At 37.3% G+C, this 16,479-nt stretch carries 10 protein-coding genes and 1 tRNA gene; 7 read left to right on the top strand and 4 right to left on the bottom strand.

The window, feature by feature from the left end; all coding sequences use genetic code 11:
* Window positions 1–148: 148 nt before the first annotated feature.
* Window positions 149–3,064: an excinuclease ABC subunit UvrA gene (gene uvrA / locus HWV54_RS00850; protein ID WP_005865128.1), complete on the bottom strand. Its 2,916-nt coding sequence runs from the start codon at window positions 3,062–3,064 to the stop codon at window positions 149–151.
* Window positions 3,065–3,399: 335 nt separating this feature from the next.
* On the opposite strand from uvrA, the gene ssb reads away from it, so the two are divergent.
* The 7 genes from ssb (at window position 3,400) to HWV54_RS00815 (ending at window position 12,140) form a co-directional block, all read left to right on the top strand.
* A complete protein-coding gene (gene ssb, locus HWV54_RS00845; protein ID WP_005865130.1) occupies window positions 3,400–3,918 on the top strand; it encodes a single-stranded DNA-binding protein in 519 nt (172 codons plus the stop codon).
* 241 nt (window positions 3,919–4,159) lie between these two features.
* Window positions 4,160–6,937 carry a DNA gyrase subunit A gene (gene gyrA, locus HWV54_RS00840; protein ID WP_005865132.1) on the top strand — a complete coding sequence of 926 codons (2,778 nt, stop codon included), beginning with the start codon at window positions 4,160–4,162 and terminating at the stop codon, window positions 6,935–6,937.
* A 24-nt stretch (window positions 6,938–6,961) separates the two neighbouring features.
* Complete coding sequence (gene coaD / locus HWV54_RS00835) at window positions 6,962–7,480, top strand: pantetheine-phosphate adenylyltransferase (RefSeq protein WP_040296373.1); 519 nt, start codon at window positions 6,962–6,964, stop codon at window positions 7,478–7,480.
* Window positions 7,464–8,057: a peptidylprolyl isomerase gene (locus HWV54_RS00830; RefSeq protein ID WP_040296374.1), complete on the top strand. Its 594-nt coding sequence runs from the start codon at window positions 7,464–7,466 to the stop codon at window positions 8,055–8,057. The genes coaD and HWV54_RS00830 overlap by 17 nt, the downstream gene beginning before the upstream one ends.
* A 6-nt stretch (window positions 8,058–8,063) precedes the next feature.
* Window positions 8,064–8,576: a peptidylprolyl isomerase gene (locus HWV54_RS00825; RefSeq protein WP_005865139.1), complete on the top strand. Its 513-nt coding sequence runs from the start codon at window positions 8,064–8,066 to the stop codon at window positions 8,574–8,576.
* Window positions 8,577–9,133: 557 nt separating this feature from the next.
* Window positions 9,134–10,252, top strand: a complete 1,119-nt coding sequence (tgt, locus tag HWV54_RS00820; protein WP_005865141.1) for a tRNA guanosine(34) transglycosylase Tgt — start codon at window positions 9,134–9,136, stop codon at window positions 10,250–10,252.
* A gap of 667 nt (window positions 10,253–10,919) precedes the next feature.
* Window positions 10,920–12,140 carry an MFS transporter gene (locus tag HWV54_RS00815; RefSeq protein WP_005865143.1) on the top strand — a complete coding sequence of 407 codons (1,221 nt, stop codon included), beginning with the start codon at window positions 10,920–10,922 and terminating at the stop codon, window positions 12,138–12,140.
* A 34-nt stretch (window positions 12,141–12,174) separates the two neighbouring features.
* Here HWV54_RS00815 and HWV54_RS00810 read toward each other — a convergent pair whose 3' ends face one another.
* From HWV54_RS00810 to HWV54_RS00800, 3 genes are all read right to left on the bottom strand, one after another.
* Complete coding sequence (locus HWV54_RS00810) at window positions 12,175–13,593, bottom strand: MFS transporter (protein WP_005865145.1); 1,419 nt, start codon at window positions 13,591–13,593, stop codon at window positions 12,175–12,177.
* Between the two features lie 116 nt (window positions 13,594–13,709).
* Complete coding sequence (locus HWV54_RS00805) at window positions 13,710–14,924, bottom strand: NADP-dependent isocitrate dehydrogenase (RefSeq protein ID WP_005865147.1); 1,215 nt, start codon at window positions 14,922–14,924, stop codon at window positions 13,710–13,712.
* An 871-nt stretch (window positions 14,925–15,795) separates the two neighbouring features.
* Window positions 15,796–15,870: transfer RNA gene (locus HWV54_RS00800), tRNA-Glu, on the bottom strand.
* Window positions 15,871–16,479: the final 609 nt, after the last annotated feature.

Genomic DNA, 16,479 nt, shown 5'->3' with positions numbered 1-16,479 from the left:
AATTTTTCTTATTGCATAAATGGAGTGCTGTTGCTCTTTTGAGAAAAAATCTACAGGGCTTGTAAAGAATAAAAATGATACAACTACGAGATGTTTGGTTTTCTTTTTCTTAATTATTATTATACTGTGTTTTATGATAGGAATCGCTTTAAAAATTGGAATTATATAAAGGTCGGCGTAATAGAATTTCTTTCAAAAATTTTCCTGTATAGGAAGCAGGAACATGAATAATATCTTCAGGACGTCCAACTGCAACAATTTCACCGCCACGATCTCCACCTTCTGGTCCTAAATCAATAATCCAGTCAGCTGTCTTTATAACTTCAAGATTATGTTCAATAACTAAGACTGTGTTTCCTTGCTCGACGAGTTCATGCAGCACTTCAAGGAGTTTAGAAATATCATGAAAATGTAAGCCTGTTGTTGGTTCGTCCAAAATGTAGAGTGTACGTCCCGTTGTTTTGCGTGAAAGTTCTTTAGCGAGTTTTACACGTTGGGCTTCACCACCAGAAAGCGTTGTGGCTTGTTGTCCTACTTTGATATAGCCAAGACCGACTTTAATGAGGGTCTGCATTTTGTTGTGAATGGTGGGAACGGTTTGAAAAAACTCCTCTGCCTTTGCGATTGTCATATCCAAAATATCAGCGATGGATTGCCCTTTAAATTTTACTTCCAATGTTTCTCGATTATAGCGTTTTCCTTGGCAGACATCGCAAGTGACATAAACATCGGGTAAAAAATGCATTTCAATTTTGATAACCCCATCACCTTGACACGCTTCACAGCGTCCTCCCTTAATATTAAATGAAAAACGTCCTGCTTGATAACCGCGAGCTTTTGATTCTGGAAGTTCAGCAAACCACTCACGGATTGGGGTAAATACACCCGTATAGGTTGCGGGATTAGAGCGTGGGGTGCGTCCAATAGGTGCTTGGTTGATATCAATAACCTTATCGAGAAATTCTAATCCTTCAATTTTGTCATAGATTGCAGGACTGTAATGACTGCCCATGATGTGATATGATGCAGCTTTGAAAAGAGTTTCAATGAGAAATGTTGATTTTCCTCCACCTGAAACGCCAGTTACACACGTGAAAGTTCCAAGGGGGATCTTAGTACTGATATTTTTAAGGTTATTTCCACGAGCCCCAATAATTTTAAGTGTTTTCGATTTTGATATTTTGCGTCGTTGAGTAGGGACTTTAACAGTCATTTTCCCTGAAAGGTATTGGCCTGTGAGAGAGGAGGGATTTTTTATAATTTCTTGTGGAGTACCTTGTGCTGTGATTTCTCCACCATGAATCCCTGCTGCAGGTCCCATGTCAACTACATGGTCAGCAGCAAGAATGGCATCTTCATCATGTTCAACAACAATAACTGTGTTGCCAAGATCACGCAGATGGTGCAGCATTTTTAGAAGGCGTTCATTATCGCGTTGATGTAATCCGATAGAGGGTTCATCTAAAATATAGAGGACACCTGTAAGACCAGATCCTATTTGGGAAGCTAACCGAATGCGTTGACTTTCTCCTCCTGAAAGGGTGCTTGAACTTCGAGATAGGGTGAGATATTCAAGCCCCACATAATTTAAGAAAGCTAAGCGTTCACGAATTTCTTTTAAAATACGTATTGCAATATTATGTTGTTTTTCAGTGAGATGTCGGTGAATATTGGCGAACCAGTCATCTGCCTTTAGGATAGAAAGCTCTGATATTTGCCCAATATGCATTCCATGGATTTTGACAGCTAATGCCTCTGGTTTTAAACGGTAACCATGACAAGCTGGGCAGATAGAAGCAGACATATAACGCTCGATTTCTTCACGTGACCAAGTGGAATCCGTTTCTTTCCATCGTCGCTCCATATTAGGGATGATCCCTTCAAAATATTGAGTTGTTTTATGCGAACTTGAATCATTTCTGTAAGTACAAGAGATTTCTTTCTCTTTTGTACCATAAAGAATAGCATGTTGTGCTTCATTTGAGAGTACACACCATTTGTCCGTAAGTTTAAAACCATAAACTTTACCCAATGCTTCTAAGGTGTGACTGTAGTATAGTGAAGATGATTTAGACCAAGGTGCAATTGCTCCATTCTTTAAGGTAAGATTTTTATTTGGTACAATTTTTATCGGGTCTATTGTCTTTTTGATGCCAAGTCCATCGCAAAGAGAACAAGCGCCAAAAGGATTATTGAATGAAAAGAGGCGTGGTTCAATTTCAGGAATAGAAAATCCAGATATGGGGCAAGCAAATCTTTCTGAAAAAAGAAATCGTTTATGCGTTTCATTTTTTGATTTATAAGCGGACTCCTTTGTGGTTTCTTTCGGTGTCAAAGGTTGATCTGCCATTTCAGCAACTGCAAGCCCATTTGCTAGTTGTAAACAGGTTTCTATACTATCGGCTAAGCGAGAAGTAATGCCATCGTTTACTACAATGCGGTCTACTACGATATCTATGTCATGTTTGTACTTTTTATCAAGGGGAGGAATGTCAGGAATTTCATAGAATTTTCCATCAACTTTAGCGCGTTGAAATCCTTTTTTTAAAAGCTCGGTTAGCTCTTTTTTATATTCTCCTTTTCGTCCTCGTACTAAGGGGGCCATAATAAAAATCCGTGTCCCTTCTGGTAAGGCCATAATTTGATCAACCATTTGGCTTACTGTCTGGCTCTCAATAGGAATTCCTGTGGTAGGCGAATGAGGAACACCGATACGTGCAAAGAGAAGCCGCATATAGTCGTGGATTTCAGTGATGGTTCCTACCGTTGAACGAGGGTTGCGGCTGGTTGTTTTTTGTTCAATAGAAATGGCCGGAGAAAGACCATCTATTCGATCAACATCTGGTTTTTGCATTACTTCGAGAAATTGGCGTGCGTAAGCAGAAAGACTTTCAACATAACGGCGTTGTCCTTCAGCGTAAAGTGTATCAAAGGCTAAAGATGATTTACCTGATCCAGAAAGTCCTGTGATAACGATCAGTTTGTCACGAGGGAGATCGAGATCAATATTTTTAAGGTTATGCTCACGAGCCCCGCGGATAGAGATGTATTTTTGATGAGCCATATTTTATCCTTGGCATATGTGACAAAAATTGAGCGTCTAAAATAGAATAAAACTATTTTTTAGAATTACAACGTGTTTAACTGTTTTAACAAGGATAAAGAACAGGAGTTTTGTGGAAAGAAAAACGTAGAGAACAGCTTTTTATTTTCTAATAAAGGAATGAGCTATACGTTGTTAGCATATTTTGTTACAATTACGCAGTATGACATTTTAAAAAGGGTAACAAAATCCACAATTGAAGGTCAATTGCAGATATACTAAGTGACAAGATCAAGATGGTAATGACGACTATACAACAAGGATTATTTGTGAATTAAAATTTTGGAGTTTATGCAATGGCTGGTAGCCTTAATAAAGTTATTTTGATTGGTAATCTTGGTGCGGATCCTGAAATCCGCCGTTTGAATTCTGGTGATCAAGTAGCAAATTTACGTATTGCTACTTCAGAAAGTTGGCGTGATCGTAATACAAATGAGCGAAAAGAGCGGACAGAGTGGCATAATATCGTTATTTTTAACGAAAACCTAGTTAAAGTTGCAGAGCAATATTTAAAAAAAGGTAGCAAAATTTACATTGAAGGTCAGTTACAAACACGGAAATGGCAAGATCAAAATGGTAATGACCGTTATACAACAGAGATTGTTCTGCAAAAATACCGTGGTGAATTACAAATGCTTGAAGGGCGTGGGGCTCCTGGAGGGGTGCAAATGCACGGAGAAAATCAAGTGGGCAGCAATTATGCTAGTGGTGATTTTAGTGATAATAGCTCAAATCAAAGAAATGCTTTTGGTCAAAACAGTAGTCAATTGGAAGAAAGTTTTTCAAACAAATTAGATGATGACGTACCTTTTTAATAGTCTAATTTAATAGTCTAAGGTGCGATATTATTATCCTTTTTAGAATTGTTTATTTTAGGTTTTTAAAATTTAGCAAGGTTAAGCAGGTTCATTTTATCTATGATTTTAAATATAAATTAAGTAACATGTTGAAAATTATTGTTAAATTTCTTTTTTCTCGTGTGAGAGAAATTGGTATTTTTTTGCGTTTTTCGATATAAACAAAGTAAAGTGATTCTTTTTTGAAAGTCTTGAAGCCGTGACCGATTTTACTCCTCCCCCAGAACGTGATGTGCTGACCGGTATTGAACCAATTAATATTGTTGATGAAATGCAACGCTCTTATCTCGATTATGCGATGAGTGTGATTGTTTCACGTGCACTTCCGGATGTACGTGATGGTCTTAAACCTGTTCATCGGCGTATTCTTCATGCAATGAATGAAATGGGGCTTTCTTATAATAAGTCTTATCGTAAATCTGCAGGGGTAGTGGGTGAAGTTATGGGGAAGTTCCATCCCCATGGTGATGCTTCAATTTATGATGCTTTGGTGCGTATGGCACAGGATTTCTCTTTGAGAAATCCGTTGATAGATGGTCAAGGAAATTTTGGTTCTGTTGATGGTGATCCCCCTGCAGCGATGCGTTATACAGAATGTCGTTTAGAAAAAGTTTCGGAAGAACTGTTAGCTGATATTGATAAGGAGACGGTTGATTTTCAGGATAATTATGATGGGCGTGAGCGTGAACCGGTAGTGTTGCCAGCGCGTTTCCCTAATCTTTTGATCAATGGCGCAGGTGGTATTGCTGTAGGAATGGCAACCAATATTCCTCCCCATAATCTGGGTGAAGTCGTTGATGGTTGTATTGCTTTGATTGATGATCCCAATATCACACTTGATAAAATCATTGAAATTATTCCAGGTCCTGATTTTCCTACTGGTGGTATTATCCTTGGCCATTCTGGTGTTCGTTCGGCTTATGAAACAGGGCGTGGTTCAATTATTATGCGTGCTAAAGTTGATGTTGAGGAAATTCGCAGCGGTCGACAAGCAATTATTGTGAGTGAAATCCCTTATCAAGTTAATAAAGCAACAATGATTGAAAAAATGGCCGAGTTGGTGCGCGATAAACGCATCGAAGGAATTGCTGATTTGCGTGATGAATCTGACCGAGATGGATATCGCGTCGTTATTGAATTGAAGAAAGATGTTGTTGCAGAAATTGTTTTGAACCAATTGTATCGTTATACGCCGTTGCAAACTTCTTTTGGTTGTAATATGGTGGCGTTGAACGGGGGAAAACCTGAACAGATGACGTTGCTTGATATGCTTCGTGCATTTGTTTCTTTCCGTGAAGAGGTTGTAAGTCGGCGAACAAAATATCTTTTGCGTAAAGCACGAGAGCGTGCACATGTTTTAGTCGGTCTCGCGCTTGCTGTTGCCAATATTGATGAGATTATAGCGCTTATTCGTAAAGCTCCTGATCCACAGAGTGCGCGTGCCCAATTAATGGAACGGCGCTGGCCAGCGGCTGATGTAGCGTCTTTGATTAAACTTATTGATGATCCCCGTCATATTATTCATCAGGATAATACTTATAATTTATCTGAAGAACAAGCGCGTGCTATTTTGGAATTGCGCTTGCAAAGATTGACGGCGCTTGGGCGTGATGAAATTGCTGATGAATTGAATAAAATTGGTGTGGATATTGCTGATTATCTTCATATTTTGGCATCGCGTTCGCGCATCATGCAAATTGTTAAGGATGAACTAAATGCTCTTCGCGAAGAATTTGCAACTCCTCGACGTACAGTATTTGGTTTTGGTAGCGCTGAGATGGATAGTGAAGATCTCATTGCGTCGGAAGATATGGTGGTAACAGTTAGTCATAGTGGTTATATTAAGCGTGTACCTCTCAATACATACCGGGCGCAACGGCGCGGTGGTAAAGGGCGTTCTGGTATGTCTACGAAAGATGAGGATTTTGTAACGCGATTATTTGTGGCTAATACGCATACACCGGTTCTTTTCTTTTCGTCTCGCGGAATTGTGTATAAGGAAAAAGTTTGGCGTTTGCCACTTGGTACGCCGCAATCGCGTGGGCGCGCTCTGATTAATATGCTTCCCTTGCAGAAAGGTGAGCGTATAACGACCATTATGCCCTTGCCAGAAGATGAAGCGAGTTGGAGTGCATTAGATGTGATGTTCGCAACGACACGCGGGACTGTGCGTCGTAATAAATTATCAGATTTCGTTCAAGTTAATCGCAATGGCAAAATTGCAATGAAACTTGATGAAGAAGATGAAATTCTTTCTGTAGAAACTTGTACAGAACATGATGATGTCGTTTTAACAACAGCTAATGGACAATGTATTCGTTTTCCAGTCGTTGATGTTCGTGTTTTTGCAGGGCGTAATTCGGTAGGAGTACGTGGTATCAATTTAGCTAATGGTGATAAAGTCATTTCGATGACTATTTTAGAGCATGTCGTGGCGACATCTGTTGAGCGTTCTGCCTATATTAGACGTGTGATTCATGAACGGCGAGCTGCTGGTGCAGATGCTGAAGATATCTTAACTCTTGATGAAGATGACGAGGGAACGGAAACAGAGTTAACAGATGAACGTTATGCAGAACTTAGTGCCTGTGAGCAAATGCTTTTAACAGTTAGTGAATTTGGTTATGGAAAACGATCTTCCTCATACGAATTTCGAATTTCGGGACGTGGTGGAAAAGGCATTCGTGCAACAGATCCATCTAAGACGTCTGAAATTGGCAAATTAGTAGCGGCTTTTCCAGTGAAGGTGCAAGACCAAATTATGTTGGTATCAGATGGGGGGCAGCTTATTCGTGTTCCTGTTGATGGTATTCGTATAGCAGGTCGCTCAACTAAAGGGGTAACAATTTTCAATACAGCTGAGGGAGAAAAAGTCGTATCGGTTGAGCGTATTTCTGAATCTGAGGATGATGCTAACCGATTGAATGATGAAGCTAGAAAGCATTCTGTAATGGTTGATATGAGTGAAGAGAAATAATTCTAAAGTTAGCTATGTAAAATGATGAAAATTGCTCTTTATGCGGGTTCCTTTGATCCTCTTACAAACGGTCATCTTGATGTTTTACGAAGCAGTTTAGTTTTGGCCGACAAAGTGGTCGTGGCTATAGGTAAACATGCTGGAAAAAAAACACTTTTTAATTTTGAAGAGCGTGTTGATTTAATTACACAAGTGGGAAAAGATTTGTTAAGAATAGGACCTGATCAATTGCAGGTTGTTTCGTTTGATACACTTTTAATTGAGAAGGCTCGTGAAATTGGTGCCTCATTTCTTATTCGTGGATTGCGTGATGGCTCTGATCTTGATTATGAAATGCAAATGGCAGGGATGAATGGTATCATGGCTCCTGAATTGCAAACTGTTTTTTTGCCCGCGAGTGTATCTGGACGTACGATAACTTCAACATTGGTACGTCAAATTGCCTCTATGGGAGGTAATGTAGCACCCTTTGTTCCTCCAAATGTTGCACAAGCTTTACGCTTGAAATTTCAATCTTTAAGAGAGAATGATTGTGTATTTTAGAGTTTTTGCTATTTTAACGTGTATTTTTTGCTTTTTCTCATTGAGTGCTGTAGCAAGTGATTCTAACGTTCTTGTTTTATCTCTCAAGAATGGTGATGTCGTTATTCGTTTTCGTTCTGATTTAGCGCCAAAACATGTTGCACAAATCAAGAGATTAACAAAAGAAGGTGCCTACAACAACGTTGTATTTCACCGTGTTATTCCAGGCTTTATGGCACAGACTGGTGATGTAAAGTTTGGAAAAAAGGGCAGTGTAGACTTTGATCTTAAACGTGTTGGTACGGGTGGTTCAAATTATCCCAATATACCAGCAGAGTTTTCAGAGCAACCATTTAAGCGTGGCACTGTTGGTATGGCACGTTCACAAGATCCTCATTCAGCTAATTCTCAGTTCTTTATTTGTTTTAATGATGCTGCTTTTTTAAATGGTCAGTATACTGTTATCGGAGAGGTTATAAAGGGAATGGATGTTGTTGATCAAATCAAAAAAGGTACCACAAGTAATAATGGGTCTGTAATAGATCCTGATATTATTTATGCTGCCACTTTACAGCTAATCAGTGAAGCAAAGGAGTAGGTCCGTATGGACAAAATTAAAGATCTGGAGAACACCTTAATTCTTGAAACCACGAAGGGCAGAGTGATTATTGAGCTTTTTGCTGATTTAGCTCCTTGTCATGTTGCACGTATTAAAGAACTCACCCGTGACGGTGCTTATGATAATGTTGTTTTTCATCGTGTTATTGATGGTTTTATGGCTCAAACTGGTGATGTGCAATTTGGAAAGAAGGACGGTGAAAAATTTAATTTATCACGTGCAGGTATGGGTGGTTCAGCGAAACCCAATTTAACAGCAGAGTTTTCAAATCTTTCTCATAAACGTGGTACGGTTTCTATGGCACGCAGTCAGAGTCCAAATTCGGCTAATTCTCAGTTTTTTATCTGCTTTACGGATGCTCCTTGGCTTGATCGTCAATATTCCATATGGGGGCAGGTACTTGAAGGCATGGAAAATGTCGATAAAATTAAGCGTGGTGAACCTGTTGTAGATCCAGATGCAATTATTAAAGCCACAGTCGCTGCGGATACGAGATAGTATAAATTGTGTTGATTTCAGCAGTAAGATCGTCAAATAAAGATATTTCCGTCTAGTGTTGTCTTGAGCACGCTCGAGGTCGGTTATTATGCTTTTGAACTCTACAAGATTTTGGCATCTGGATGCTTTTTCTTTATGTGAAGTTTTAACGCTTTTAGAAGTAGTGAGGTGATAGCTATTTTCTTTGCTACATGTATTCAGAAGTTTTTCTATCTTAAGTCAGCTAGCTATTATTGGTGGTAAGAGTGTGTAGAATTAAGATTATTGTTATTACAATAACAGCTCTGCGAGTATTTAAGGCTGTGATCGTTAAGCGCCGATATCTTGGAATATTATATTGTCAGGTATTCTCAGTATTTTTATAAAACGAGATTATCATTTTTGTTATTGTGATTGCTTAATGACAAAACTTCATTTGTCTTATTTAATTTTTTATGCTGGTTACAGTATTTAGCGAATCGAAAATCGATCTGTAAAGCTTATGACGAAGCTATCAAGAAAGATATACGTTTCTTTTTATGGCGATATGAGTTTATGGAAGAAAAAAGACGAGAATAATGATAAAAACATTTCATTATAGAAAGATTGCTCAAGATGGATATGCTCGTCGGGGTGAAATTATAACGGGGCGTGGGTGTATTCGTACTCCGGCATTTATGCCAGTTGGGACGGCCGGAACTGTTAAAGCTATGTATATGGATCAGCTTCGTGCTCTTGGGGCAGACATCATTTTGGGCAATACATATCATTTAATGTTGCGTCCAGGGGCTGAGCGTGTTGCACGTTTAGGAGGCTTACATGAATTTTCACGCTGGCCTGGACCTATTTTAACAGATTCTGGTGGATTTCAGGTTATGTCACTTGCGGGAATCCGTAAAATTACGGAACAGGGCGTGATTTTTCGTTCTTACATTAATGGAACGTATTATGAAATGAGTCCAGAGCGTTCTATCGAAATTCAAGGGCTTTTGAATTCTGATATCCAAATGCAACTGGATCAATGTATTGCATTGCCAGCAAGTGAAAAAGAAATAGAATCTGCTATGGAACTATCATTGCGGTGGGCGCAGCGTTGTAAAACAGCTTTTGGTAAACAGCCAGACAAAGCATTGTTTGGTATTGTTCAGGGTGGTGATAATATGAAACTGCGTGAACGTTCTGCCCAAGCATTAAAAGAGATGGATTTGAAAGGCTATGCTATTGGAGGCCTTGCTGTTGGTGAACCACAGAGTGTTATGATAGCCGTATTGGATGCTACTTGTCCTATGTTACCAGAGGATAAGCCACGTTATCTCATGGGTGTAGGAACCCCTGATGATATTTTAAAAAGTGTTGCTCGCGGTATTGATATGTTTGATTGTGTTATGCCGACACGTGCAGGACGCCATGGTTTAGCTTTTACACGCTTTGGTAGAGTTAATTTGCGCAATGCACGTTATGCAGAGGATCGACATCCTCTTGATCCACAGTCGCTTTGTCCTGCAGCCTATGATTATAGTTGTGCTTATTTGCATCATTTAATTAAATCTGGCGAGTCTCTTGGTGGAATGTTATTAACTTGGAATAATCTTTTTTATTATCAGCAGCTTATGCAAGAAATTCGTGATGCCATCGAAGAAGGATGTTATGCTGATTTTTGTGCTGAAACTCGTGCTTTATGGACACAAGGACGCTAAGGTATTAACCGTAATGCATCGCGTCTGTTTTTTATATTATCCAATTTATTTTGTGTCAAAAATTTCTTCTAAAAGTGAAGTTAGAGATATTTTATTAACCGGATAAAGTTGTACTGACTTAAAAATCTATGTGCAGTTTTATTAAGCTACATCCTTATCTGCACCTATAACAGTAAACAGAAACTGTTGCTCCGGTACGCACTACCTGATCCGGAGAAGAACAGTTTGTTACTGTTTCTGATAATTGTTTAGAGGAACAATGTTAATGAGGAGTTAGCACTCTCTTAAAGAAGTATAAAAATTGTATTTTTTTCCTTAAAAAACGAAGTTTTAAAAAAGCTATTTCTTTTAGGAAAGGGAAGGTGATTTGGTTTGAATTGAAACTTAAGATGCAAACGGCTAATTTTAAAGTTCTAGGCTTGTTTTTTGGTAACAACATTTTAGCAACTGAAATTTTATTTTTGCAGTTGTCATGTAAAAAAAACAAATTCTGTTTACAAATGTGCAACTTAATATGCCATTATGAAAGAAAACTAAAAATGTTGTTTATTTCGGTATGAAGGATGTTTTAATAATACGTTGAAAATTTTACGCATAAATGTAAGAAGATTCTCAGCTTATTTGTACATATTACAGATATTTATGATTGAAGTGTCACGATACAGAAATGATGACAATGAAAAATTTTCATAGAAAAAACATTTTTTCTTCAGGGATTGATTCTAGAACACGGTGTTTGGTAATTTTCGCTCTTGCGATTGGAAGTTTTGCTATTGGCACTGCTGAATTTGTTGCGATGGGATTACAGCCTGAGATGGCGCGCAGTTCATATGTTGATATTCCTAAAGCTGGCCAATATATTTCTGCTTATGCATTTGGTGTTGTGATTGGCGCACCTCTTTTAGCTGTTGCGACCGCTAAGTTATCACGCAAGGCTGTTTTGATAGGTTTGATGTTTTTTTATGCATTGGCAAATATTACTAGCGCTTTTTTTTCTGATTTTAGTATGTTAGTGGTATTGCGTTTTATCAGTGGTCTTCCGCATGGGATCTATTTCGGACTTGCGACTCTGGTAGCGTCTTCAATGGCAGAAATGAATGAGCGTTCAAAAGCTGTTGGGTATGTTATGCTTGGCTTGACAATTGCTACAATTTTGGGAGCGCCAAGTGCAACTTGGCTTGGCCAGATTATTTGTTGGCAGGTTGCTTTTATGCTTGTAGGTTCTATTGCTTTATTATGTTGTTTTCTTATTTGGAAGTTTTTGCCTTCTGGTTTGAATATTTCAAACACAAGTCTTCTATCTGAATTGGATGTATTAAAGCAAAAGCAGGTTTGGTTTCTCTTAGCAATGGTTTCGGTTGGTGCGTCAGGGTTATTTTCTGTTTTTACTTATATTAAGTCAACATTAATGCATATTTCCAATGTTTCGATTGATTGGGTACCGTTTATTATGCCGTTGGTTGGATTGGGAATGGTTGTAGGCAATCTTTTGGGTCCTGAATTAGCAGTTAAAGTTGGTACTTCGCCACTGATATTTTTTGCTATGCTTTGGAGCGCATTTGTTTTTTTTCTTTTTTTCTTTTTATCTTATACTCCATTAACAGCAGCGTTAGGATGCTTTCTTGTTGGTACTTCTTTTGCAGCTATGCCTTCTATACAAACCAAAATTATGGATGTTGCTCTTCATGGACAGATTTTAGCAGGTGCTTTAATGCAATCTGCTTTTAATATTGCTAACGCTCTTGGAGCAGAGTCTGGAGCGTGGATTTTAAATTTGGGCTATAGTTATGAATATACTGCTATTTTGGGGGGTATTTTAACTCTGGGAGGATTATTGATTTTCTGCTTTTCATGGTACGTGGAAAAACATGATCAACATCTTTCTTAGTTATAGATGCTTCTTGAAAAGAAAAAGTATTTAGTCATTTAATTGGTTGGTTAGTTTTTAGTATGTTGGAGGAAACGCGCAAGGCAAATGGAATGCCAAGACAGAATAAAATACTAATGAATGTCGCAAGGAGAGCTTTTGCTGCGAAAATCATTCCTGTTATTTCAGAATTAGAAAGACCGGCCAGGTTAGTAATTGTTCCTGCTAGTGTTGCACTAAAAGCTATTGAAAATAGCTGTACGGAGGTAAGAGACTCACTGGCACGCAGAGCATCTCTATTGCTAGCACATTGTAGTATTCTGGTTAACAGGTGCGGCCATGCTATACCGGCACTAACCCCGATAGCAAATAAAGCTAAGCAAATGATAAAGGTATATTCTGGTTTAGGAGTTTCTGTTGGAATAACCCATAAAAGGATACTCATGCCTATAAGGCTGAATATGGGGGAATACAAAATAAGGCTAGGAATTTTTTTTGTAGATGCACAAGCACTTGATACAGAGCCACATGTCCAACCAATGCTTATTAATGCTGCCATATAGCCGGCAATAAGCGGATCGTGTCCATGAAGCTTTTGAAGAAATAGTGGAAAATAAAGCTCCGTGCCATACACTGCTGTTGTGATAATGAGTATCAGTGAGTAAAGAGGAAAAAATTCAGAAGAGAGCGAAAAGGTTTTACATGGCAACATAGGATGATGCGTAGATGTTTCGATCTTTGCTAAAACAAAGAGAAGACTAAATCCGATAACTAACCCGCAGATTTGTGCAACTGTAGTATTCATAGTTCCCCCAACAGAAATAATGAAAATCAATAAAATAAGTGTGAGGAGTTGAGGGAAAGGTAGCTGAGATTGGGGAATATAATTTTCATTTTCTTTTGGTAAAATTTTAAGGGCTATGAGAGAGAAAATTATTGCTAATAAACCGACGATCCAAAAAGACGCTCTCCATATGCCATATTGTATAGAGATACCGCCGATAGTTGGTCCTAAAAAGGTTGATATTCCCCATATTAGGGAAATAATACTTAATGCATGAGGCCATAAAGATGGGTTGAAAACAATGCGTATCATCGAATAAGATAGGGATAATAAAGCACCACTTCCAAATCCTTGAACAAAGCGTCCTACTAAAAATAACGGCATAGTTGAAGCAATGCTGCATATGAAAGTACCAATGGTAAAGATGAGTCCAGCAAAAACGTAAGATTTGCGAGGACCTATTTTCCCTAATATTTTTGTTGCAAGTGAAGTCCCAAGAAGTGAGGTTATAATAAAAACAGTAGCCACCCAAGAATAATATAAATTATCACCAATCTCATTTATAAGAGAAGGCAAAATAGTTATAACGATGTAAACGTTGATGGCATGTAATGCAACACCGCCTGTAAACGTTAAAGAATAAATACCGTTTTTACCCAATAAAAGCGTAGACCAGCTTTGTTGTTTCACTGTTTTTTCTATTTAGTAAAAAATGACTTTATTGTATTTATAAGACAGTTATCTGAATTTGCCAAGAGAAGATTCAAAGCCCTTCTTTTCTAGAGCTTTGAAATTTAAATAACGGCTTAACTAACTATTGTTTTTTTGAGATTTTCATCAATTTTATCGAGAAATCCTGTTGTAGAAAGCCATTTTTGTTTAGGACCAATTAGAAGTGCAAGATCCTTTGTCATAAAACCTTCTTCAACAGTTTTAATGCAAACTTTTTCCAATATTGTGGCAAAGTTTTTTAATTTTTCATTGTTATCTAGTTTGGCACGGTGCGCTAGACCACGTGTCCATGCGAAAATAGAAGCAATAGAATTTGTTGATGTTTCTTCATTTTTTTGATGCTGACGATAATGACGTGTTACTGTGCCATGGGCTGCTTCTGCTTCAACAATTTTACCGTCTGGGGTCATGAGAACTGAAGTCATGAGGCCAAGAGAACCAAAGCCTTGAGCAACGATATCTGATTGAACATCACCATCATAATTTTTACATGCCCACACGTAGCCACCTGACCATTTAAGTGTGGAAGCAACCATGTCGTCAATTAGACGATGTTCGTAATATAATTTGCGATTCTCAAATTCAGCTTTAAATTCTGCGTCAAATACTTCTTGAAAGATATCTTTAAAACGACCATCGTAAGTTTTCAATATAGTGTTTTTTGTTGAAAGATAAACTGGAACATTTCGCTGTAGTCCATAATTAAAAGATGCTCGGGCAAAGTCACGAATTGATTCATCAAGATTATACATAGCCATGGCAACTCCTGCGCTTGGGGCGTCAAAAATATCATGTTCGATAACTTGATTGTCAACACCGACAAATTTAATACTTAACTTTCCCTTGCCAGGAAATTTAAAATCAGTTGCTTTGTACTGGTCACCAAAAGCATGACGTCCGATAATAATTGGTTTTGTCCAGTTAGGAACGAGGCGTGGAACATTTTTGCAGATAATAGGTTCGCGAAAAATAACTCCCCCTAAAATATTGCGGATTGTCCCATTGGGTGATTTCCACATTTTTTTTAAGCTGAATTCCTTGACACGTGATTCATCAGGTGTGATGGTCGCACACTTTATGCCAACTCCATATTTTCTGATAGCATTGGCAGAATCGATTGTTACTTGATCATCGGTTGCATCTCGATTTTCGATAGAAAGATCATAATATTTGAGATCAATGTCAAGATAAGGATGTATAAGTTTGTCTTTGATATATTTCCAGATGATACGGGTCATTTCGTCCCCATCGATTTCAACAACGGGGTTTACCACTTTTATCTTTACCATTAGAAGTCCTTTTTTATTTTAGTAATATTATTTTATAGCACTTTCAGGTGTGTGATGAAAAGTAAAAATAAGAATGATATGGATATTCAAATATGATACCAACAGAAAACGCTAATAGGATCTTATTTTGTTAAGAAATTGACTCAAAAATAATATGTTCGCTTATGTATAACTATTGTACAGTTGATGAAAAGCCTATGCAAGAGAAGGAACAACAAGTTTGTCGAGAGTATAGCAGGTATTTATCTTTGTGTAAGATGTTTTATTTAATATTTGATGAATTTATATTATTCATATTAGATTATTAGGTGCGTTTTTTTGAGATCTTGTAATTAATGCGTAAATTAATTAACAAGGCCATAAGGCTTTATGTTACTATTCCAGTTTTAAGAATGTAGACTGGTTGTTTAGCTAAAAACGTATATGATAAACAAGAAATTGTAATCAAGAAGCCTTTCTATTAGGCTAAGTTTTGGGTTAACCTTCTGGAAAGCTTTTAAAATTCTTAAAGTTTTTTTGGGCTCAAAAAACTCATAAAGGATAAAGTTATGTTTGACTAAAAAACGAATAATATACGCATTAACATGACTTAATTCTAATTCATAACGGAATAACACTATAAAAAGGTACTATTTAAACCAATCCGCATTTTATTACCAATGCATATGATAAAACATTCTTCTTGGAAAGAAAAACCAATCATACAACAACTTTGATAACTTTCTGTATGCAGAGAAAATTGATTAACTTTCTGAGTGCCGAGAAAGTTTTGAAAATCTTCTTTCGTAACTGCTATTATCTCTTTGTTTATATTTAATACATTAAAAAAAAGAATTAAATCAAATTATTATCTATAATAGAAAAGAGACTATGGTACGCCCAAGGGGAATCGAACCCCTGTTTCCGCCGTGAAAGGGCGGCGTCCTAACCGCTAGACGATGGGCGCGAACCAATGATGAGGCTTATAGAGAGGATCTTTCCACTTCGCAAGTCCTCTACATAATTTTTTTGAAAAAAACGTATTTTATTGAATAATTTTAAACTATGTCTTTTTGAAGAGCCTAAATAAATAACTACTTTTCTCTATGTTTATCTCTATATGGCTGAATTAAGAGATTTTAGGAAGAAAATTAAAGTTTACCACTGACTTTTTCATATACTCAAACAATTTTTATCTGAAAGTTACTATAGTATGAGAAGAGTTAATTTAGGTGTAGGTAGCTGTAATTCATTAATATTTCAGAATTCCATTATATATGAGTTAGCCTTAATGGTTTTTATTTTTATGTAAGGATTCATTTAAATTTATACGGGTATTAAGGACGTTTGGATTAAGGAACAAATATTTTGATAGTTCAAGCTATGCAACGGTAGCAAAATATGTGGTATTATCTTCTATTATATTTTACCATATCTATTCTCTTAATTCATCATATGAAAGAATGTTGTTTATTCAATAGTTGTTGAATTGGATGAGTTATTTTTACCTATACTTTATCAATTTTTTAGTCAGTTGTTCTTTGAAATTTTTTCTTCTATGTTATGTTTATAGAGT

Source organism: Bartonella alsatica, assembly GCF_013388295.1.
Lineage (GTDB): Bacteria > Pseudomonadota > Alphaproteobacteria > Rhizobiales > Rhizobiaceae > Bartonella > Bartonella alsatica.
Note: the sequence above shows the minus strand (reverse complement) of the source record. Positions and strands in the feature narration are given on the sequence as shown.

Coding starts and splice junctions, on each gene's coding strand:
- HWV54_RS00825 (WP_005865139.1), top strand. CDS start 8,064: ATGGACAAAATTAAAGATCTGGAGAACACCTTAATTCTTGAAACCACG.
- ssb (WP_005865130.1), top strand. CDS start 3,400: ATGGCTGGTAGCCTTAATAAAGTTATTTTGATTGGTAATCTTGGTGCG.
- uvrA (WP_005865128.1), bottom strand. CDS start 3,064: ATGGCTCATCAAAAATACATCTCTATCCGCGGGGCTCGTGAGCATAAC.
- HWV54_RS00830 (WP_040296374.1), top strand. CDS start 7,464: ATGATTGTGTATTTTAGAGTTTTTGCTATTTTAACGTGTATTTTTTGC.
- tgt (WP_005865141.1), top strand. CDS start 9,134: ATGATAAAAACATTTCATTATAGAAAGATTGCTCAAGATGGATATGCT.
- HWV54_RS00815 (WP_005865143.1), top strand. CDS start 10,920: ATGATGACAATGAAAAATTTTCATAGAAAAAACATTTTTTCTTCAGGG.
- coaD (WP_040296373.1), top strand. CDS start 6,962: ATGAAAATTGCTCTTTATGCGGGTTCCTTTGATCCTCTTACAAACGGT.
- HWV54_RS00805 (WP_005865147.1), bottom strand. CDS start 14,924: ATGGTAAAGATAAAAGTGGTAAACCCCGTTGTTGAAATCGATGGGGAC.